The organism is Amycolatopsis sp. M39 (assembly GCF_001651785.1).
Taxonomy (GTDB): domain Bacteria; phylum Actinomycetota; class Actinomycetes; order Mycobacteriales; family Pseudonocardiaceae; genus Amycolatopsis; species Amycolatopsis rubida.
Map to the genome: position 1 here is coordinate 90209 of NZ_LWSF01000006.1, position 19206 is coordinate 109414.

General features: G+C 71.4%; 17 protein-coding genes. 9 read left to right on the plus strand and 8 right to left on the minus strand.

Going from position 1 to position 19206, the window contains the following annotated elements:
• Positions 1 to 90 precede the first annotated feature (90 nt).
• The gene (locus A4R44_RS17615; RefSeq protein WP_067581417.1) at positions 91 to 912 is read right to left on the minus strand and encodes an alpha/beta fold hydrolase; all 822 of its coding nucleotides are present in this window, start codon (positions 910 to 912) and stop codon (positions 91 to 93) included.
• 10 nt (positions 913 to 922) lie between these two features.
• Complete coding sequence (locus A4R44_RS17620; protein ID WP_067581419.1) at positions 923 to 1981, minus strand: hypothetical protein; 1059 nt, start codon at positions 1979 to 1981, stop codon at positions 923 to 925.
• A 96-nt stretch (positions 1982 to 2077) separates the two neighbouring features.
• Between A4R44_RS17620 and A4R44_RS17625 the strand changes: the two genes are divergently transcribed.
• Positions 2078 to 3013 (plus strand): hypothetical protein, encoded by a 936-nt coding sequence (locus A4R44_RS17625; protein ID WP_067581421.1) that lies wholly within the window; start codon positions 2078 to 2080, stop codon positions 3011 to 3013.
• A gap of 6 nt (positions 3014 to 3019) precedes the next feature.
• Here the strand turns inward: A4R44_RS17625 and A4R44_RS17630 are convergent, their stop codons facing one another.
• The gene (locus A4R44_RS17630) at positions 3020 to 3487 is read right to left on the minus strand and encodes a MarR family winged helix-turn-helix transcriptional regulator (RefSeq protein WP_067581423.1); all 468 of its coding nucleotides are present in this window, start codon (positions 3485 to 3487) and stop codon (positions 3020 to 3022) included.
• A 134-nt stretch (positions 3488 to 3621) separates the two neighbouring features.
• Between A4R44_RS17630 and A4R44_RS17635 the strand changes: the two genes are divergently transcribed.
• The 5 genes from A4R44_RS17635 (at position 3622) to A4R44_RS17655 (ending at position 9419) form a co-directional block, all read left to right on the plus strand.
• Positions 3622 to 4809: an FAD-dependent monooxygenase gene (locus A4R44_RS17635; RefSeq protein WP_067581425.1), complete on the plus strand. Its 1188-nt coding sequence runs from the start codon at positions 3622 to 3624 to the stop codon at positions 4807 to 4809.
• 130 nt (positions 4810 to 4939) lie between these two features.
• Positions 4940 to 6772 (plus strand): FUSC family protein, encoded by a 1833-nt coding sequence (locus A4R44_RS17640; protein WP_067581427.1) that lies wholly within the window; start codon positions 4940 to 4942, stop codon positions 6770 to 6772.
• Between the two features lie 72 nt (positions 6773 to 6844).
• Positions 6845 to 7612: an NPP1 family protein gene (locus A4R44_RS17645; RefSeq protein ID WP_095213413.1), complete on the plus strand. Its 768-nt coding sequence runs from the start codon at positions 6845 to 6847 to the stop codon at positions 7610 to 7612.
• A gap of 148 nt (positions 7613 to 7760) precedes the next feature.
• On the plus strand, positions 7761 to 8957 hold the full coding sequence (locus A4R44_RS17650; protein ID WP_067581429.1) for a CaiB/BaiF CoA-transferase family protein: 1197 nt from the start codon (positions 7761 to 7763) through the stop codon (positions 8955 to 8957).
• A gap of 33 nt (positions 8958 to 8990) precedes the next feature.
• Positions 8991 to 9419: a MarR family winged helix-turn-helix transcriptional regulator gene (locus A4R44_RS17655; RefSeq protein ID WP_067581431.1), complete on the plus strand. Its 429-nt coding sequence runs from the start codon at positions 8991 to 8993 to the stop codon at positions 9417 to 9419.
• Positions 9420 to 9534: 115 nt separating this feature from the next.
• Here the strand turns inward: A4R44_RS17655 and A4R44_RS50390 are convergent, their stop codons facing one another.
• From A4R44_RS50390 to A4R44_RS17675, 4 genes are all read right to left on the minus strand, one after another.
• Positions 9535 to 10461: a LysR family transcriptional regulator gene (locus A4R44_RS50390; RefSeq protein WP_067581433.1), complete on the minus strand. Its 927-nt coding sequence runs from the start codon at positions 10459 to 10461 to the stop codon at positions 9535 to 9537.
• A 251-nt stretch (positions 10462 to 10712) separates the two neighbouring features.
• Positions 10713 to 13088, minus strand: a complete 2376-nt coding sequence (locus tag A4R44_RS17665) for a CoA transferase (RefSeq protein WP_067581435.1) — start codon at positions 13086 to 13088, stop codon at positions 10713 to 10715.
• Positions 13089 to 13109: 21 nt separating this feature from the next.
• Positions 13110 to 14291 carry an acyl-CoA dehydrogenase family protein gene (locus A4R44_RS17670; RefSeq protein ID WP_067581437.1) on the minus strand — a complete coding sequence of 394 codons (1182 nt, stop codon included), beginning with the start codon at positions 14289 to 14291 and terminating at the stop codon, positions 13110 to 13112.
• A gap of 3 nt (positions 14292 to 14294) precedes the next feature.
• On the minus strand, positions 14295 to 15356 hold the full coding sequence (locus A4R44_RS17675; protein WP_067581439.1) for an acyl-CoA dehydrogenase family protein: 1062 nt from the start codon (positions 15354 to 15356) through the stop codon (positions 14295 to 14297).
• A gap of 218 nt (positions 15357 to 15574) precedes the next feature.
• Between A4R44_RS17675 and A4R44_RS17680 the strand changes: the two genes are divergently transcribed.
• Genes A4R44_RS17680 through A4R44_RS17690 form a run of 3 tightly spaced genes read left to right on the plus strand, consistent with a single transcriptional unit; the run spans position 15575 to position 17959 of the window.
• Positions 15575 to 16759 (plus strand): thiolase family protein, encoded by a 1185-nt coding sequence (locus tag A4R44_RS17680; protein ID WP_067582283.1) that lies wholly within the window; start codon positions 15575 to 15577, stop codon positions 16757 to 16759.
• The gene (locus A4R44_RS17685; RefSeq protein ID WP_198545330.1) at positions 16756 to 17175 is read left to right on the plus strand and encodes a Zn-ribbon domain-containing OB-fold protein; all 420 of its coding nucleotides are present in this window, start codon (positions 16756 to 16758) and stop codon (positions 17173 to 17175) included. Before A4R44_RS17680 ends, A4R44_RS17685 begins: the two co-directional genes overlap by 4 nt.
• The gene (locus tag A4R44_RS17690) at positions 17165 to 17959 is read left to right on the plus strand and encodes a crotonase/enoyl-CoA hydratase family protein (RefSeq protein ID WP_067581443.1); all 795 of its coding nucleotides are present in this window, start codon (positions 17165 to 17167) and stop codon (positions 17957 to 17959) included. Before A4R44_RS17685 ends, A4R44_RS17690 begins: the two co-directional genes overlap by 11 nt.
• Before the next feature lie 313 nt (positions 17960 to 18272).
• On the opposite strand, the gene A4R44_RS49060 is transcribed toward A4R44_RS17690, so the two are convergent.
• On the minus strand, positions 18273 to 19049 hold the full coding sequence (locus A4R44_RS49060; RefSeq protein WP_198545331.1) for a hypothetical protein: 777 nt from the start codon (positions 19047 to 19049) through the stop codon (positions 18273 to 18275).
• Positions 19050 to 19206 lie beyond the last annotated feature (157 nt).

Genomic DNA, 19206 nt, shown 5'->3' on the forward strand with positions numbered 1-19206 from the left:
GCCTGCCACGATAACCGGCGATACTCGGGGTCACTGCTCGACTGTCGGTGAGGGCCACCCTGAGGGAATCAGAGTCTGTGAGGGTTCCCCTCACCGACAGCCGGGGAGGTTGCGCAGCCAGTCGAGCGCGGTCGGGAGCGCGTTGAGCACCGAGATGTGCCCGTCGCGCGGACGCAGCCACAGCTCGGCGTCCGGGAGGTTTCGCAGGAGCCATTCGCTGTGGCTGACCGGGACGACCCGATCGCCGCCGCCGTGCACCAGCAGCACCGGGACCCGCACGCCGGAGACGGAGAACCCCCATGGCGCGACGTATGCGAGGTCGTCGTCGGCTTCCGCGGCCACGTCCGCCGCGGCACCGGCGTCCTCGCCCAGCGGACCCCACGTGCCGCGCAGCGCCGCCCAGTCCGCGTCGGTGAAGCTCGCCGGGTCGAATTCCTGCGTTTCTCCGTGCCGCAGCCGGGTTTCGCGACCCTTGCGGGCGGCCCGCAACGAGCTGTCGTCGACCATCCCGCCGTACCAGTCGTACTCCTCGGAGTACGGAGCCAACCCGGCGAGGCACACCGCCGCCGTCACCCGGTCCGGCAGCACCGCGGCGCAAGCCAGCGTGTGCGGTCCGCCGCCGGACGCTCCCATTGCCGCGAACCGCGGCAGGTCCAGCGCATCGGCCAGGTGCTTTACGTCTTCGGCGGCCGAGCCCACCGTCCGGCCGACCTGGGGAGCGGACCCGTCGTATCCGGGCCGCGCATAGGAAACGACGCGAAAACCCCGCGCGGCCGCGGCCTCCACCACCGGCGGCAGCAGGCGACCGGATTGCGGAGTCCCGTGGTGCCACACCAACGGAAAACCGTCGCCCCCGCTGTCGTGGACCCGGAGGTTCCGGCCGTCGGGCAGCGGCACGTCAGTCGTCCCCATGCCGGGGACTCTAGCCGCCCCGGCGCGCTCGATCGGCGAAATTGTCCCAAGCCTGCCGGACCAGTGCGGGATGCGCGAGGAGGTCCGACGCGGTGCGCGCCAGCGCCGACGCCGTCGCGAGCAGCACCGTCCTGGCCCGCGGCGACCCGGTCGCCTCGGCGAACGCCCGGCTGCCGACCGCGCGCACCGGATCGTGGAGCGCGACGGACGGATGGATCGCCGGCATCCGCACGCTCAAGTCGCCCACCTCGGGCCTGCCGGGAATCGCCGCGGCTCCGGACGGGGACGCGTGGATCCCGCACGCCGCGAGATGCCGGGCGAAATGCCCGGACAGCACCGGATTGTCCTGGAACCGCGCGTGAATCGGGCCGAACCGTTCGACGTTCGCCTTGGTTCCGGTCGCCATCGCGGCGCCTTCGGCGGCGGTGGTCACTTCGGTGACGACGTGCCCGAGCGTTTTGGAGTCCGGCGCGCGCAACCCGAAGCGGGCTTCGGCGAAATCGGGCACCACCTCGGTGGATTCCCCGCCGTGCGTCACGATTCCCCGCACCGCCGCGCCGGCGGGGAGCCGGGCCCGCAGTGCGGCGATCGCGGTGAAGACCTGCACCAGCCCGGCGACCGCGTCGGTGCTGTCTTCGGGAGCCGGTCCGGAATTCCCGTGCACGCTCACGCGCAGTTCGGTCCGCGCGGCGAGCGGCGCGGCGGCCCAGGTGTGCACGCCGGGCTGGAAGGTGAGCACCGCGTCGATCTCGTCGCCCGCGCGGTCGGTGACGACGACGGAACCGGATTCCCGCGTCCGGACCGTGGCGAGCGCGGCTCCGAGCACCGCCGCGGCGACGAGGTTGTGCCCGAATTCCCGGAGCCGGTCGGACGGGAGCAGCAGGGCGACGCACGGACGGCCGGAGCCGTACCGCGCGGTGCGGCCGTCGATTTCGAAACCGGCTTCGGCGAGCGGGCCGAGATCCGGCTCCTGCTCGCCGGCCGGTTCGCGGGACCAGGCCCAGAGCCGCTCGGCGAGCAGCTCGATCTCGTGGTCGGTCCGGTCGTGCCGGTCCTCGTCGGACTCCATGCCGCCCAGGTACCCAGCGGGCAGCGATTCGATCCCCTTCGAAAGTGGGTAATTCGGCCGTTGGCGCGCCCGCGCCGGTGCGCGAGGGTCACTGGCATGACAGCGGGAAGCTACCGGGTGCTGCCGGCCGAGGTGTCGGCGATCGTGAAGAACGTGGAGGGCCTCGGCGCCACGGCGTTCTCGGCCGTCCGCGACCTGGAGACGCTCGTGATCGACGCCTTGTCGTTCGCGGGCATCGGCAGCGGGGTCGCCGCGGCGAACACCTTGCTGCAGTCGAAACTCGTGTCGTCGCTCGGCGATTTCGTGAAGCTGATCGAACAGGTCAACGGCAAGGTGCAGCACGCGGCGCGGAACTACGCCGACGCCGACACCGCGGTGGCCCAGGGCTACGGCGGCGGCACGGGCGGCGGCGGCACGGGCGGCGGCGGAGCCGGGGCGGGCGGCGGCGGTGCGGCTGCTGGGGGTGCCGCACCGCAGCAGCTGGACGACCGGGTCGTCGATTCGATCATGCGGTCCGAGGGCGCGACCGGCGAACAGGGCGGCGTGCGCGAGGCGTACGGCTTCCGGGAGAGCATGCACAACGGCTACGACCAGATCATGGCCGCCCGCCAGCAGTACGGCCTCGGCAGCGCCGAAGAACGCGCGGTGGTGGCGCAGCTGATGACCGCGAACGCGCGCCGCGCCGGGGCGATGGAATTCACCGACGCGGGCGCCCAGGCCGCGATCATGTCCGGCGCGCACATGCGCGGCGCGGGCGGCGTCCGGGCGATCCTGAACCACATGGGCGGCGCGGACATCGTGCAGAGCGCGCGCACCCTCGACCCGGCCGCCGTGCAGCAGCTGCAGGGGCTGTCGCCGCAGGAATTCCAGCAGCAGTTCCACGACGCCCGGATCGAATACGACCGCGAGGTCTACGGCGACACGACCACCCGGCAGAACGGGCACACGCAGAACTGGTGGGACCGCTACGGAAACGGCCTGACCCAGCGCTACGACCGCGAGCAGCAGGAGTTCCTGCGGATGTCGCGGTAACCCCGCTCAGTCCAGTTCGGACAACCGGGCCGTCAGGTCCTCGACCAGCCGGGTCAGCAGCCGGTCGAGGACCTGGCGGTCTTCCGCGCTCCAGCCGCTCATCGCTTCGGCGAACCAGCCCTCGATCACCGCGACGTAGCGTTCGGTCGCGGCCGTTCCCCTCGGGGTCAGCTCGATCAGCCGGGCCCGCTGGTCGTCCGGGTCGGCCACGCGCCGGACCAGCCCGCGGCTCTCCAGCCCCTGCACCTGCCGCGTCACGTGCGGGCCGACGACGTTCATCCGGGTCGCGATCTCGCCGATCCGCAGCGGTTCGTCCTCGAGGTGCAGGATGCCGAGCACGCTCATCGCCGGCCGCTCCAGCGGCAACCCGGTGGCCGCGATCGCGCGCTCGAACAGCTTGCCCCGGCGCAGCGACCCGCTCAGCTCGTTCAGCCGGGGCAGCAGGTCCCGGAACAGGGAAGGGACGGCGGACATCGCGGGCTCCTTGATTAGATACCTAAGTTAGGTATACGGTTGGGTCACCGGGATCGCGCGAGGCGGTTCCGGCCGGTCTCAAAAATGATACCTAAGGTAGGCATCTATCGCCTGCCGGCGGAAAGGGGAGAACCATGAGCAGGAGCGTGCTGATCTCGGGGGCGAGCATCGCGGGCCCGGCGCTGGCGTACTGGCTGAACCGGTACGGCTTCTCGGTCACCGTGGTGGAGAAGGCGGCCGCGGTGCGCGGCGGCGGATACCCGATCGACATGCGCGGCCCGGCCGTCGAGGTGCTGCGGCGGATGGGGCTGGAGGAGACGGCGAGGGAACGGCACGTCGCCACCCGGCGGCTTTCGTTCCTCGACGCGGACGGCGGCGTCCTGAACAGCGTCGCGCCGACCGTGATCACCGGGGACGAGGCCGGCTACGACATCGAACTGGCCCGCGGCGACCTCACCAGCCTGTTGTACGACGCGGTCCGCGACGACGCCGAGTTCCGCTTCTCGGAGTCGATCGCCACGCTGGACGACCGCGGCACCGGGGTCGAGGTGACCTTCGCCAGCGGCCGGAGCCAGACGTTCGACCTGGTCATCGGCGCGGACGGACTGCACTCGAAGACCCGTTCGCTGGCCTTCGGGCCGGAGGAGCAGTTCCACCGCTACCTCGGCTACTGCTTCGCCGGATTCACCATGCCGAACTATCTCGGCCTCTCGCACGAGGGCATGTCCTGGGCGGTGGCGGGCCGGTCGGCCTCGCTCTACGCCGCGGGCGACCGCGACCGCGGCCAGGTGCACGGGTTCCTGGTGTTCACCCGCGCCGACGCGCCCTTCGAAGCGTTCGCTGACCCGGCCGCGCAGCGTGACCTGGTCGCCAGCCGCTTCGAGGGCTGCGGCTGGGAGGTGCCGCGGATGGTCGAGGCGATGCGCTCGGCGGACGATCTGTTCTTCGACGTGGTCAGCCAGATCCACCTGCCGGTGTGGTCGAAAGGCCGCGTCGCGCTGGCCGGGGACGCCGCGCACGCGACGTCGTTCCTGTCCGGGCAGGGGTCGAGCCTCGCGATGATCGGCGCGTACCTGCTGGCCTACGAGCTGGCCGACGCTCCGCACGACGTCGCCTTCGCGGCTTACGAGAAGCGGTCGCGGGAGTTCGTGGAGGCTAACCAGGCGTTGGCTACGGGCGGGTCGGCGCTGATGTCGCCGCGGACCGAGGCCGAGGTGGCGGCGCGGGCCTCGGCGTTGCGGGCGTTGGACGGGCTGCCGGGGTCGGAGCACAGCGAGGTGCACAACTTGCTGACGCTGCCGCCGGAGCGCGCGACCGTCTGAGGCGTCGTGAGTGGCATGAACACTCGTGCTGCACCGCGCTCCGCAGCTGCCTGCGCCGGTGCGGGCTGCGGTGGCGTAAGCGCAACGTGCGAGGCTTCTGCGGGATTGCGCGGTGACGGAACGGGGCGGGATGAACGCGATTGCGCGCGGCGGCGGGATGCTCGCGGCGATTCTGGTGGTCGTCGGCGGCACGGCCGGGCTCGGGGTGGCGCTCGGGCTCGGCGCGACCGCGATGCTGGCCGGGCTGACCGCGTTGTTCTGTTTCATCGCCGCCACCGGCGGGCCGCTGCGGCCGGACCTGTGGCTGCTCGCGGCGTTCGCTCCGGCGGTGGTGATCGGCGGGGCCGGGCCGCGGTTGCTGGGCGAGGTGTCGCCGGTCGCGTCGATCGCGCTGCTGGTGCTGGTGGTCTTCGCGGCGGCGGTGGTGCCCGCGCTCGGGCCGCGGTACGTGACGGTCGGGCTCGGGCTCGGCATGGCTTCGGTGTTCGGCTACGGCTTCCAGCTGAGCGGTGCGGCCAGCCCGGTGCAGATCATCTGCGCGCCGGCGCTGGCCGTCGCGGTCGTGTTCGTGCTGCGGCTGCTGATGGGCCTGGGCGATCCGGGCAAGCCGACCCGCACCGCACTGGCCGACGCGCTCGCCGGACCGGATCGGGCGAGCGCGGAGCGGGCGGTGCGGTTGTGGGTGACCGACCGGCCGCGAGCGTGGCAGGCGCGGGTTCTGGCCGGTGGCGCGCGGTATCACGGCACCGCCGCGCTGCTGCGGGATCGGCTGCGCGCGTTCGACGAAGAGCAAGCGGCGGTGGTTTCCCGAGTGCTCGACGCCGCGGACGAACAGGTTGCGGCGCTGGCGGAAGCCGTGCGGGCGAAGACTGTTTCTGATCCGCCGGAGATCGAGCGGGCCGACCCGGACGTCGCGTTGCCCGGCGACACCGCCGCGCTGCTCGACGAAGCCTGGGCCGGGTTGCTCGCGATCCGGGAAGCCGTGCTGAACCGCGACGAGTCCATTGTGGACTTCCCGCGGCACCTTGTCCGCGAGGCCTTGCGACGCGAGGCGACCGGGGTGTTCTCGTGGCGGTCCGCGCAATTGCGGCACGCGGTGCGGTGCGCGCTGGGGATGCTGGCCGCCGCGGTGATCGCGGCGTTCCGCCCGGGCGACCCGCTCACGGTGTCGTTCCTCATGACGACGTTCGCGCTCATGCAGCCGGAATGGCGGGACACGCTGGCGAAGGCGTGGCAGCGCGCCGCCGGCGCGGTGGCCGGGGCGGTGGTGCTGGCGATCGCGTTGTGGTTGTTGCCGCCGGGCGCGTTGCTGCCGCTGGGGATTGCCGCGTTGCTCGTCGGGTTCCCGTTCATGCAGGTGCAGCCCATGGTGTTCAACGGCTGCATGGTGCTGATGAGCGTCGGGATGAACGCGGCGACGCGGCATCTGGACGCCGCTTCGGTGCTCGTGGAGTACCTCCTGCTGGTGGCGCTGGCGGTGGTGATCGGTCTGGTGTTCGGCTTCGCCGCGGTGCCCGGGGTGCCGAAACCTTCAGTGGCGCAACGGTTTTCCGACGCCGTCTCCGAGACTGGCGAGCTGCTGGCGTCGGTGGCCGAGCGGTTGCGCGGTGGAGGTGGCCGGCGCGAGGTCGGGCTGCGGTTCCGCGCTGCGGCCCGGACGCATCAGGACCTGCTGAGCCCCGAACCCGGCAGTCGGGAACCTTCCGCGGAGCAGCGAGAAGCCTTGGAAGAGGCCGGACAGGGGTTGCGCGGTCTCACGGCTTCGGCGGGCGCGCTGCTGCAGCGGGACGGTCAGTCGCCGACGATGGCGTCCTTCGCGGAGGCTGCGGCAGGTGCGCTGGCCGGAAGCGGGGAACTGCCGCCGCGACCGTCGGAAGCGGACGAGGAGGAACGGCTGCTGGCCGACCTCGTACGGGCTGACCTGCTGCGCGTGCACCGCGGCGCGGAGGTCCTCGCGAGCTGAAGGTCCGTGCGGCCACCGGATGCTTCCCTGGTATCCCTTCACCTTCCGCGTTCGCGGTGTCACCATCCGGACATGAGGAAACTTCCGCTCGCCCGCGTCGCGACGGTGGCAGCCTGCGCGGCGTTGCTGTTCCCGGTGTCCGCGGCGTACGCCGATCCGCCGCACAACCTGCCGCAGAACGCCAACGGATACGAGCAGTCCTTCTCACCCGCCTACGACTACGACGGCGACGGTTGCTACGCCACCCCCGCGATCGGCCCGGACGGCACCCTCGCGCCCGGCCTCAAGACCACCGGCGCGGTCAACGGCAACTGTCACGACAAGTCCGACCTGGACAACTCCCAGACCTACTCGCGCTCGACCTGCAACCACGGCTGGTGCGCCGTCGTCTACGCGAGCTACTTCGAGAAAGACCAGGCCGTCGACGGCAGCGGCCTCGGCGGGCACCGGCACGACTGGGAGCACGTGATCTCGTGGATCGACCAGTCGTCGAACCAGGTCGAGTACGTCACGACCACGCAGCATTCGTCGCAGGTGACGTACCCGCGGTCGAAGGTGAGCTTCGACGGCGCCCACCCGAAGGCGGTGTACCACAAGGACGGCCCCGGTACGCACTTCTTCCGCCTCGCCGACGCCCACGACGAGCCGCCGGAGAACCACTACCACGAATGGCGCTATCCGCCCCTGGTCGGCTGGGACGGGTGGCCGTCGACCGCGCTGCGCGACCGCCTCACGGGCGCGGACTTCGGTGCGGCGACGATCAAGATCAGCGAGGGCAGGTACCAGGACCTGCTGGAGAAGTCGAAACCGTCCGGCATCCCCTTCGACCCGCGCGGCTGACCGGTCGGGAGGGGAACCCCGCAGGAATCAGATTCCCTCACGGTTCCCCTCACGACCCTAAAGCCGCCCCGAACCGTCAGGACAATGAAGCTTCGGGGTGCGCCACGCAACACAGCATTCCCGCCGAATCCGAGTAATAGTAAGCAGCATGCACCCAGCCCCCGCCGCGCTTCCGCTGGACGGAATCACCGTCGTTTCCATCGAACAGGCAGTCGCCGCCCCGCTGGCCACCCGCACCCTGGCCGACCTGGGCGCCCGGGTCATCAAGGTGGAACGCGCGGACGGCGGCGACTTCGCCCGTCAGTACGACCACGTCGTGCACGGCACCGGCGCCCACTTCGTCTGGCTCAACCGCGGCAAGGAGTCCCTCGCCCTCGACCTGAAGGCCGGCGAGGGCCGTGACGTGGTGCGGAACCTGATCGGCCAAGCCGACGTCTTCGTCCAGAACCTGGCCCCTGGCGCGGCCGCGCGGCTCGGGTTCGGCGCGGCCGAACTGCGCGCCGGGCATCCGGAACTGGTGGCCGTGGACCTCTCCGGCTACGGCGCCGGCGGCCCGAGGGAACAACGCAAGGCCTACGACATGCTGGTCCAGGCCGAAGCGGGCCTGATCGGCATCACCGGCACCCCGGACACCCCGGTCAAGACCGGCATCCCGACCTCCGACATCGCCTCCGGAATGTACTGCGCGCAAGCAGTGCTGGCCGCCCTGCTGCGCCGGTGGCGAACCGGCCAGGGCGCGACGGTCGAGGTGTCGATGCTGGAGGCGACGGTCGAGTGGATGGGCTATGCGATCTACAGCCAGATGTACTCCGGGCGCCAGCCCGCGCGCATGGGCTTGAGCCACGCCTCGATCGCCCCCTACGACGCGTATCCGACGAAAGACGGCCAGCTGCTGATCGGGGTCCAGAACGACAGCGGCTGGCGGACCCTGGTCACCTCGGTCCTCGAAGCCCCGCGGCTGGCCGAGGACCCGCGGTTCACCACGAACGTGCAGCGCGTCGAACACCGCGCGGAATGCGACGCCGCGGTCGCCGCCGAGACCGCCCGATGGTCCACAGCGGAATTGGACGAACGGCTCGCGCAAGCCGGAATCCCTGCCGCGCAAGTGAAACAGGTGGCCGACGTCGTGGCTGACCCGCAGCTTCGTGCCCGTGACCGCTGGCGCGAGATCGGCACCGAACACGCGACCGTCGACGCGCTGCTGCCGCCGGTGACGTTCGCGGACGTCGAGGCTCGGATGGGCGACGTGCCCGCGCTCGGCGCGCATACCCGCGCACTGCTCGAAGAAGCCGGGGTCGACGCGGAGGACCTGCTGCGCCGGGGGATCGCCGCCGAGCCGCGTTGACAGTTGTATGGTGCATCTCTAGCATGCCGGGACATGCCGGGAGAAGACCGCGACGGCGATGCCCTGGACGCTATCCACCGCGCGATGATCCTGTTTTCCCGCGGGTCCCGGGTGCGCTCGAACGAACTGTACGAGGGCCTCGGGTTCGTGCAGTACACGATGCTGTCCTCGATCGACCTCGCGGACTGCGCGCACGCGGCGGATCTCGCCCAGGAGTACGGGCTCGACCCCTCGACGGTGAGCAGGCAGCTGGCGGAACTGGAGAACGCCGGGCTGCTGGTGCGCGGCCCGGACCCGCGGCATTCGCGCAGGCAGCGGCTGGAGCTGACCGAAGCCGGGCATCGCGCGCTGGCGATTACCCGTGCGGCGCAACGGGACCGGCTCGAAGAGCGGCTGCGGAACTGGCCGCGCCGCGACGTGGCCGAGTTCGGGCGGTTGCTGAGCAGGTTCGTCGGATCCTAGCGGTCCACTGTGGACGCTTCGGTCGGCCGGTGCTCGCGCGGCCGCCGCGGTTCCGGCTTCGCGGCGGGGTTTTCGGCGCGGCGGGCGTGACTTCGCGGTGGCGCGCCCGGCGAGGTCAGCCGCGGCGGATCGGGCCCAGTTTCGCCGAAAGGGCCTCGGCGAGGTCGGCCGGACGGGGCGGTCCGGCGGCGCGGTCGGCGGCCCAGGCCAGCGCGAGCCTGCTCGGTTCCCAGCCGTCCTCCTCGATCCGGACCAGCTGGAACTCCGGCGGCGAGAACATCCGGCCGATGAACGAGGCCGGAGCGTAGGAGACGAGGGCGACCAGCCGCCGGTTGAACACCTGCGCGGCCATTTCGAGTTCGCCGCCGCGCCCGCTGACCGCGCGCACGATGTTCCGGACGCCGCGGCTGGCGAGTTTCCTGGTCAGCGCGGCGAGGATGACCGGGTTCGGCCGGGCGAAGTCGATGACCACCTCGCGGTCGCGCAATTCCTCGATGCGGACGAGGTCGCGGCAGGCGAGCGGATCGTCCGCGCGGACCGCGATCGCGCCCTGGTACTCGGCGACGGTGCGGGCGCGCAGCCGCTGATCCTCGACGGCGAGGTGGATCAGCCCGAGTTCCAGATGCCCGGACACGAGTTTCGCGGTGACCTCGGCGGCGGAACCGGCGACCTCGAACGTCGCCGGGGCGGCCAGCCCGCCGACCGCGGTTTCCAGGTCTTCGAGCAGATCCGACGGCGCGTACGCGGTGGCCCCGACCCGGATCGGCGTGCCGTCCTCGAGAACTCCCGCCGCGATGTCCTTCAGGCCCTCGACCTGGCGCAGGATCGCCCGCGCCGGGCCGAGCAGCGCTTGGCCGAGCGGGGTGAGCCGGACCTCGTGGTAGTGCCGTTCGAACAGCGGGCCGCCGAGTTCGCGTTCGAGCAGCTTGATCTGCTTGCTGAGCGGGGGAGGAGTGATCCGCAGCCGGTCCGCCGCGCGCTTGAAGTGCAGTTCGTCGGCGACCGCGACGAAGTACTTCAGCCGGGTGAAATCGATCTCCATCGTCCAATGTCCAGCGAGGCGGGCGGGTTGCGGCGATCATACGGCGGGGAGCGGCGGTCGGGTGGGGCTGGCGTCGCCGCGCGGAGCCGCCGGATCCTGGGGCGGTGGGATAGGCGGGGTGGGGCGTCACCGCATCCTCGGGCGACAGGATCGGCGAGGGACCAGAAGCGGCCGCGCGAGGAGGCGAACGTCCGTTCCGAATCTCGCCCGGCGCGCATCGTCGGCCGGTGCCGGCCCGGGCCCGCCGGAATTCACCCGGCGCGAGCAGCCCGCCCGCCCTGCTCGTCCGGTACCTCCACCACCCCGCGAGCGACAAGCCCAGCCGTCTCCGCGACCTCCAACCCGAGCAGTTCCGCCGCGATCTCGAACGTCTGCTCGCCCAGCAGCGGCGCCTGCCCCACCGGCGGATCGGCGACATGCGCGGCGTGGATCTGCACGTTCTCCAGCACGTACGGCTCCTCCGCGTACGGATGCAGCTCCTCCCGAAACGCCCGCCGCTCCCGATACTGCTCCCATTCCGGCAGGTCGCCCGCCCGCAGCAGCGCCCCGGCCGGAACCCCCGCGGCCTGCAGCAGCTCCATCGCCTCGAACGGAGAAAGCCGCTCCGTCCACCCGGTCACCGCCGCATCGATCCGAGTCCGGGAAGCAGCTCGGCCGGAGCGGGTGGCCAAACCAGGGTCAGCAGCCAGATCGGGACGGTCCAGCACCGAGCACAACGCGCCCCAATCGGCGTCGTTCCGCACCGTGACGGCGAGCCACTCGTCGTCGCCAGCGGTCGGGAACACGCCCCAAGGCGCGTCGTGCGAGGGACCGTCCAGACAGTGTCCCCGGCGGGTCAGGTCTTCGGCGGCGATCCGGTCCGCGAAGTGGCTCAGCATTACCTCGGACTGCGCGACGCTCACCGCCCCGCCTTCGTGACTGCGTTCGCGACGGACGAGCAGCGCCAACGCGGCCAGCGCGCCGATCCGGGCGCACACGTGATCGGGATAGACCGTGACGGCGTCGCTGAACGTGCCCGGTTCGCCGGGATAGATCCACTCGCTGGTGAGTCCGGTCGCGGCGCGCACGAGCGGGCCGTAGCCGAGCCGGTCGGCCCACGGGCCGGTCGGGCCGAAGGCGGAGCTGTCCACGACGACGATGCCCGGGTTCACCTCGGACAGCGCGGCCCGGTCGAGCCCGAGCGAGGCGATGACGCCGGGTTTGAAGTTGGTCAGCACGACGTCCGACTGCGCGACCAGCCGCCGCACCAGCGCTTGGCCTTCGGGATCGCGCAGGTTGACGCCGATGGCGCGTTTGTTGCGGTGCCCGGCGGCGAAGCCGTGCGACATCAGCCCGGGCAGTGCGGCGCGGGAACCGTCCGGGAACGCCGAGTTCTCGATCTTGATGACGTCCGCGCCGAGGTCGCCGAAGAGCCGTCCGGTGTCGCCGCCGACCACGATCACGCCGAGGTCCAGAACCCGGATTCCCTCCAGCGGACGCCCTTCGCCGCGACGGGGGCGACCAGCGAGGATCGGCGCGGCGGTGACGCGCGCGCCGGTGTCCGGGACGGCGACGGCGCGGTGTCGGTCGATCTCGGTGATCCCGGCCGGGACCGGTGCGACGAGACCGGGCGACAGTTCGGTGTCGCGGAAGAAGCCTCGGGCGGCGAGCTGGTCGGTGTGCAGGGCTTCGGCGAGCGCGAGTACCGCAGCGGTGGGCACGCCGTGGCGTTGGCCCTCGCATTCCAGCGAAGCCCGGGTGCGGTCGGCGAAGAAGCGGCCGATCGCGGGCAGCAGATCCGGTGACGCGTAGCGTTCGCGCACCTGGTCGTACTTCGGGTCGGCGAATTCGGCCGGGCTGCCCATCCACTCGAACATCCCGCGCCACTGCCGGCGCGACAGCAGGCAGATCCGGACATATCCGTCCTGGCAAGGGAAAATCGGGTACCGGTGGCGTTCTTCGGTGCGTCCGCGCGGCAGATCGCTCAACGGAACCCCGGCGGCGGCGCTGCCGACCATGCCGAACGCCGGGTCCAGCGCCTGCATCGCCCCGTCGAGGACGGCGAAGTCGATGCGGTCGCCGCGTCCGGTGCGCAGCCGGTCCAGATACAGGCTGACCGCCTGGAACGCGGCCTGGGCGGCGGCGACGTGGTAGGGCAGTTCGCCGGGCGGCAGCAGCGGCGCGCGGCCGGGGATGCCGGACCGGGAGAGTTCGCCGGTCAGCGCGTGGAACACCGGGGTGGTGGCCTGCCAGCGCCGCCGGGTCGTGGCGCGGCCGAAGTCGCTGACCGACAGGACGACCAGCGCGGGATGCCGGGTGCGCAGGCCGGGGACGTCGAGCAGTTCTTCGGCGGGCGAGCCCGGCGGGGTGGTCTCGATCAGCAGGTCGGCGTCGGCCAGCAGCTGTTCCCAGCCGTGCGAGCCGGGTTCGGCGGTGGCGTGGGCGAAGCCGTGCCGGTCGATCGCGGTGCCGATCGCGACGCCGTCGACGACCGGTCCGGTGGTGTGGTCGTCGGTGACGCCGGGCAGGACGACCCGGGTGACGCGGGCGCCGAGATCGGCCAGCAGCCGTGCGGTCGCGGTCATCGGGCCGGAGGACAGATCGAGCACGCGGACCCCGGACAGCGGCGGGTCATAGTCGTCGGGCAAGGGAACCAGCCTCCTCGGAGCTCAGCTGCGGCGGACGGCGCGGAAGGGCAGGTCGCGGTCGATCTCGGGCTCCTTGGGCAGGCCGAGGACGCGTTCGGCGATGATCGTGCGCTGGATCTGGTCGGTGCCGCCGCCGATGGAGGTGAAAAACGCGTTGAGCGCCAGGAAGTTCACGTCGTCGGCGACCGGGTTCTCGTCCCCGGCCAGCAGCGTTTCCGGGCCGGCGATGCCGGTGCGCAGCCGCCCTTCGGCGTGCAGAATGCCGGACATCGCGAGCTTTCCCAGCGACATCACCGAACTCGACGTGCCCTGTTCGGCGGCGGCTTTCGCCCGTGCGTTGTTCAGCGCGTTCAGCTCGCGCAACGCGAGCACGGTGGCCAGGTTGTCGCGGACGACCGGATCGGCGAGGCGGCCGCGTTCCCGGGCGAATTCGACGAGGTCGTCGGCGATTGATCCGTGCCGGGAGGCCCGCGCGCCCTCGCCCATGATCGAGCGTTCGTACGCGAGCGCGGTCTGCAGCACGCGCCAGCCCTTGCCCTCTTCGCCGACCAGGTAGTCCGCCGGGATTTCGACGTCGGTCAGGAACACCTCGTTGAAGTGCGCTTCGCCGGTGATCTGCACCAGCGGCCGGATGTCGACGCCGGGCTGGTGCATCGGCACGACGAAGTAGCTGAGGCCCTTGTGCTTCGGGACGTCCCAGTCGGTGCGCGCGATCAGCAGCGCGTAGTCCGCGGACTTCGCGCCGGACGTCCAGACCTTCTGGCCGTTGACGATCCAGCGGTCGCCGTCGCGGACCGCGGTGGTGCGCACGCCGGCGAGGTCCGAGCCCGCGCCGGGTTCGCTGTAGAACAGGCAGGTCCGGGAGCGTTCGGTGAGGACGTCGTAGAGCAGGTCGTTCTTGAGTCTCTCGGTGCCGAACGCGAGGACGGTGTTGGCCGGGATGCTGTACTTGTCCTGGCGGGCGCCGGGCGCGTCAACGGCGTCGAACTCGGCCGCGACCACATCGGCCAGCTCGGCCGGGCAGGCGCGGCCGAACCATTCGACCGGCCAGGTCGGCACGGCGTATCCGGCGGCGACGACTTTTTCCAGCCAGGCAATGCGTTCCGGGGTGGTGCTCCAGCGATCCTCGGCTGGGGCGAGCCCGGTCCATTCCGCGGCGAGCCACGCGCGGACTTCTTCGCGGAGCTGGTTCGCGCTGATCATGAGTCAGGCTCCCTTCGAGACGAGGTAGCGCTCCCGGTGCAGCCGCGAGCCGCCGAACAGCTGCGCGCCGGAGCGGGCGCGGCGCAGGTACAGGTGCGCCGGGTGTTCCCAGGTGAAGCCGATCCCGCCGTGCATCTGGATCGCCGACAGGGCAACGGTTTCGTACGCTTCCGCGCAAGCGAACCCGGCGAGCGCGATCGCGCCGGGGCTGCCCTCGGCCGCGGCGTGCCGGGCGGCCGACGTCGCGGATTCGACGTCCAGGAGACGGTCCGCGGCGAGGTGTTTCATCGCCTGGAAACTGCCGATCGCGCGGCCGAACTGGACGCGGGTTGTGAGGTATTCGACGGTCGTGGCGAAAATCTGCCGAGCACCGCCCGCTTGTTCTCCGGCGAGTGCGATGACGCCGAGGTCCAAGGCTTTCTGCACGGCCTCCCAGCCCGCGGCGCCAATCCGCCGCGCCGGGGTGCCGGCGAAGGCGAACCGGGACAGCCGCACGGTCGGGTCGAATACCGATTCCGCGGTGCGAGTGAAACCGGAGGCGTCGGGTGCGACCTCGAAGACGCCGATGTCGTCGCCGGTGCGAGCGACGACGAGAATGACGTCGGCGACCTGGCCGAAGGTCACATAGGACGCGGTCCCGGTGAGAGTTCCGTTTGCTTGTACCGCAATGGTTTCAGGTGTCCAGGTGGCACTGACGGCGACGGTCCCGATCGAAGACCCGTCGGCGAGCGCGGGCAGCAGGCGGCGTTTGTCCTCTTCGGACCCGGCGGCGTCGATGAGCGTCGCGGTCAGCACCGCGCTCGACAGGAACGGCGACGGCAGCAGCGCCGCCCCGATTTCCTCCGAAACCGCTTCGAGTTCTTCCGCGCCCAGGCCGACTCCGCCGTATTCCGTCGCGATCAGCAGGCCGGGCAATCCCAGTTCGGCCAGTTGTTTCCACAGCTGCGGGTCGTAACCGGAGCCGCTCGCCATCACCCGGCGTACGTCGGCCTCCGTGCAGCGGTCCGCGAGCAGGTCGCGCACCGCCTCTCGCAGCTGTTCGGTTTCCGCGGCGCTGATCGCCATCGCCGGACCGCCTTTCCCGTCGTCGGGTCTCGATTCCCATGCTGGGTCCGGAAAACCGCGATGTACATCACGGATTCCGACACCGGCAGGTTTCCGGGAGCGACATCGGCGCACGTGTCGCGGGCGCACATCTGCCGGTGTCCCGACCGGTCGTTTACGCCGGGTCGGCGGGATGCGAACGTGGAGACGCGGCCACCGGCCGGGAACGGAGTGCGATGATGACGAGCAGGCGGGAGACCCCGGCGCGCCGGAGGGCGGCAATCGCCGGTCTCGGGCTCACCGAGCTGGGGAAAGTCTACGGTCCGAGCGCGCGGCAGTTCGCCGCGCAGGCCGTCCGGCGGGCAGCCGCGGACGCCGGGATCGGGCTGTCCGGCATCGACGGGCTGCTGGTGTCCGCCGGCACGACGCCCGGAGTGGACCTCAGCCTGCAAGTCGACTTGGGACTGCGGGACCTGCGCCTGTGCACCCAGATGCAGGCATTCGGCTCGACGGCGGGCGCGATGGTGCAGTACGCCGCGATGGCCGTCGAAGCGGGCATGGCCGGCACTGTGGCCTGCGTGTTCGCGGACGCGCCGCTCAAGCAGGGCAAAGCGACCGGTGCGGCTTACGGCGGAGGGCGCACGACTCCGGCCGGCTGGGGAAGCCTGCTGGGCTCCAGCGGTTTCGCCGGGCCGAACTCGTTCTACGCGCTCGCCGCGCGACGGCACATGAAGACTTACGGCACCACGAGCGAGCAGTTCGGCGCGATCGCGGTCGCGCAGCGCGCGTGGGCGGCGAAGAACCCGCTGGCACAGCTGCGCGATCCGATCACCGTGGCCGACCATCAAGCGTCGCGGTTCATCGCGGAACCGTTCCATCTGCTGGACTGCTGCCTGGTGTCGAACGGCGGCGCGGCGGTGATCGTGACGTCGGCTGAGCGAGCGAAAGAACTCGCTCAGCCTGCTGTCCAGGTGCTCGGCTGGGGACAAGCGCATCCGGGCGATTCGTTCCGCCGCAACGACAATCTCGGTCTCGTGAGCGGTGCGGCGCAGTCCGGTCCGGCGGCGATGGAGATGGCCGGAGTGACTATCGAGGACATCGACGTCGCCGAGATCTACGACTGCTACACCTTCACCGCGCTGCTCACCCTGGAGGACTACGGGTTCTGCGGCAAGGGCGAAGGCGGCGAGTTCGTCGAGACGCCGGGCATGCTCGGCCCGGACGGCAAGCTCGCGGTCAACACCGGCGGCGGCCAGCTGTCGTCGTACTACCTGTGGGGAATGACGCCGCTGTCCGAGGCGATCATCCAGGCGCGGGGCCAGGGCGGCGAACGCCAGGTGCCGAAGCACGACACCGTGCTGGTTTCGGGCAACGGCGGCATTCTGGACCACCACAGCACGCTCGTGCTGGGAGCGGAGGGATGACAGTGCGGATCAACCCAGTCGCCCGCGACGAGGAGTCCGCGGCGTTCTTCGACGGCACCGCGGCAGGCGAGTTCCGGCTGTTGCGGCGGCGCGGCACCGGCGAGTACCTGGATCCGCGTACGGTCCCGGACCCCGACGACGATCTGGAGTGGACGGCAGCCGCGGGAACCGGCACGGTGGTGTCGTGGTCGGTGGTGCACAAGCGGGCGCGCGACGGCGGCGAGCCGGAGCGCGTGGTCGTCGGCATCGTGGAGCTGGCCGAGGGACCGTGGTGGTGGGGCCGGCTCGACGCCGACCCGGACGCGGACCTCTGGCAGTTGCCGGTGCGGGCAGCGTTCGTGCCCTCCGGTCCCGAACCTGACCACGAGAAGGTGCCGGTCTTCGCACCGGCGGAGGAGGACGATCATGTCCGATGACGCCCCGGCCGCGCTTGTCGACCAGCGCGGGCACGTCCTGGTGATCACGCTCAACCGGCCGCACGCGATGAACGCGGTCAACGCCGAGCTGAGCGAACTCGTCGGCACCGCGCTGGAACGGGCCGAACAGGATCCGGACACGCGCGTCGTCGTGCTGACCGGCGCGGGGGAGCGGGCGTTCTGCGCCGGAGCCGACCTGAAAGCCGTTTCGCGAGGCGAGTCGCTCGCCGCGCCGGGGCACGAGGAATGGGGCTTCGCCGGATACGTGCGGCACCCGGTCTCGAAGCCGACGATCGCCGCGGTGAACGGGTTCGCCCTCGGCGGCGGCACCGAACTCGCGCTGGCCAGCGACCTGGTGGTGGCGGCCGAATCGGCGAAATTCGGGCTGCCGGAAGTGAAGCGCGGCCTCTTCGCGGCGGCGGGCGGGGTGTTCCGGCTGCCGCGGCAGATCCCGCAGAAGATCGCGATGGAGATGATGTTCACCGGCGAACCCCTCGACGCCGCCCGCGCGGCGACGCTCGGGCTGGTGAACCACGTGGTCCCGGACGGCGACGTGCTGACCGAGGCGCTGGCGCTGGCGGAGAGGATCGCCGCGAACGCGCCGTTGGCGGTGCAGGCCAGCAAACGCGTCGCACTGGGCATTGTGGACGGTGCGATCGCGGACGACGACAGCGACTGGGACAACACTCGCGAGAACGCCGTCGGGGTCATGACGAGCGAGGACGTCCGCGAGGGGACGATGGCGTTCGTCGAGAAGCGCGCGCCGGTCTGGCAGGCGAAGTAAGCGTTCTGTACTCGGGAAAACGCGCTCTGTTCGCATCGGGCAGCGCCGCCCCGCCGGCGCCGGGATCGTGGCAGACTCGGTGAATGCGCGGGTGGGGGGCGACGCCGTGGACGCGGGCGCCGAAAACAGGGTGGCGGCAACCAGCGGTCGTCGTAGCGGCAATCGCCGCGGCGGTGCTCGTCGCGTTGCCCGCCGCGGCAGTGGCGTTGTTTCTGTCCTCGGCCGGGAACGCGACGCTGCACGAGCAGATGAACCGGGCGTGCCAGTGGGCGGTCGGCGCGGAGTGGACCGGCGGCTTGCCGATGTCCCAGCCCTATCCGGGCGCCACCGGACCGACCGGGAAGGCACTGGACGACGCCCGGCTCGCGGTCGCCCGCGACGCGGCTCGCGAGGTGCCGCGGCTGTCCGGCGTGGCCTCGACGCTCTTCAGCTCCGCCAAGGTCAACCCGGTCCGGCCGGGTTCGCCGAATCCGGAACAGTCCGCGATGTGGCTGGTGGCCCAGGACGATTTCGCCGCGCACCTGCACGTCGTGGAGGGCGGCAAGGGCCAGGGGATCTGGGTGTCGAGCCAGTTCGCGAAGGCGCGCGGGCTGCACGCGGGCGACCAGGTGGCGATCCAGGGCGGCTGGTCCCCGAACGGCGGCCTGCCGCCGGACGCCCCGGTCAAGACCATGCCGGTGGCCGCGGTGTACCGGGACCTGCGCGAGCTGCCCGACCAGCCGTTCTGGTGCCATCTGCAGTCGCTGTACCGGCCGAATCCGCTGAGCGAGGCTCCGGTCTTCCCGGTCGGGTTCGTGTCGCGGGACGCTCTGTTCGGGCTGACCCCGCCGGATTCGGGCGTCGGCAGCTTCCTCGCGGCCTCGGTCGACCAGAACGGGCTGACCACGGAGAACGCGCCCGGCACCGTCGCCGGGCTGGAACGGGTGCGAGAGCGCACCGAGAACACTCCCGAGTTGTTCGCGCAGCGCGGCCGGATGCAGTTCACGTCGTCGCTGGGCGGCATCGCGGATCGTGCGGACCAGGTCGGATCCTCGCTCGCCGCGACGGTCGTGCCGATCGGCGTCGCCGGATCGCTGACCGGGCTGGTCATTTCGGCGACGGTCGGGTCGTTCTGGGCCGAACGCCGCCGGGCCGAGCTGGCGGTGCTGTCCGCGCGCGGGGCGGGGCCGGGCGCGCTGGCCGGGAAAGCGCTGCTGGAGCTGGGTTCTATCGCGCTGCTCGGCACTGTCGGCGGCTGGTTCGCCGCG

What these genes read in the sequence shown, in the direction of transcription:
- A4R44_RS17685 (WP_198545330.1), top strand. Translation starts at nt 16,756, where the DNA reads ATGACAGTGCGGATCAACCCAGTCGCCCGCGACGAGGAGTCCGCGGCG.
- A4R44_RS17635 (WP_067581425.1), top strand. Translation starts at nt 3,622, where the DNA reads ATGAGCAGGAGCGTGCTGATCTCGGGGGCGAGCATCGCGGGCCCGGCG.
- A4R44_RS17680 (WP_067582283.1), top strand. Translation starts at nt 15,575, where the DNA reads ATGACGAGCAGGCGGGAGACCCCGGCGCGCCGGAGGGCGGCAATCGCC.
- A4R44_RS17670 (WP_067581437.1), bottom strand. Translation starts at nt 14,291, where the DNA reads ATGATCAGCGCGAACCAGCTCCGCGAAGAAGTCCGCGCGTGGCTCGCC.
- A4R44_RS17645 (WP_095213413.1), top strand. Translation starts at nt 6,845, where the DNA reads ATGAGGAAACTTCCGCTCGCCCGCGTCGCGACGGTGGCAGCCTGCGCG.
- A4R44_RS17640 (WP_067581427.1), top strand. Translation starts at nt 4,940, where the DNA reads ATGAACGCGATTGCGCGCGGCGGCGGGATGCTCGCGGCGATTCTGGTG.
- A4R44_RS17675 (WP_067581439.1), bottom strand. Translation starts at nt 15,356, where the DNA reads ATGGCGATCAGCGCCGCGGAAACCGAACAGCTGCGAGAGGCGGTGCGC.
- A4R44_RS50390 (WP_067581433.1), bottom strand. Translation starts at nt 10,461, where the DNA reads ATGGAGATCGATTTCACCCGGCTGAAGTACTTCGTCGCGGTCGCCGAC.
- A4R44_RS17630 (WP_067581423.1), bottom strand. Translation starts at nt 3,487, where the DNA reads ATGTCCGCCGTCCCTTCCCTGTTCCGGGACCTGCTGCCCCGGCTGAAC.
- A4R44_RS17650 (WP_067581429.1), top strand. Translation starts at nt 7,761, where the DNA reads ATGCACCCAGCCCCCGCCGCGCTTCCGCTGGACGGAATCACCGTCGTT.
- A4R44_RS49060 (WP_198545331.1), bottom strand. Translation starts at nt 19,049, where the DNA reads ATGACCAGCCCGGTCAGCGATCCGGCGACGCCGATCGGCACGACCGTC.
- A4R44_RS17655 (WP_067581431.1), top strand. Translation starts at nt 8,991, where the DNA reads ATGCCGGGAGAAGACCGCGACGGCGATGCCCTGGACGCTATCCACCGC.
- A4R44_RS17625 (WP_067581421.1), top strand. Translation starts at nt 2,078, where the DNA reads ATGACAGCGGGAAGCTACCGGGTGCTGCCGGCCGAGGTGTCGGCGATC.
- A4R44_RS17690 (WP_067581443.1), top strand. Translation starts at nt 17,165, where the DNA reads ATGTCCGATGACGCCCCGGCCGCGCTTGTCGACCAGCGCGGGCACGTC.
- A4R44_RS17615 (WP_067581417.1), bottom strand. Translation starts at nt 912, where the DNA reads ATGGGGACGACTGACGTGCCGCTGCCCGACGGCCGGAACCTCCGGGTC.
- A4R44_RS17620 (WP_067581419.1), bottom strand. Translation starts at nt 1,981, where the DNA reads ATGGAGTCCGACGAGGACCGGCACGACCGGACCGACCACGAGATCGAG.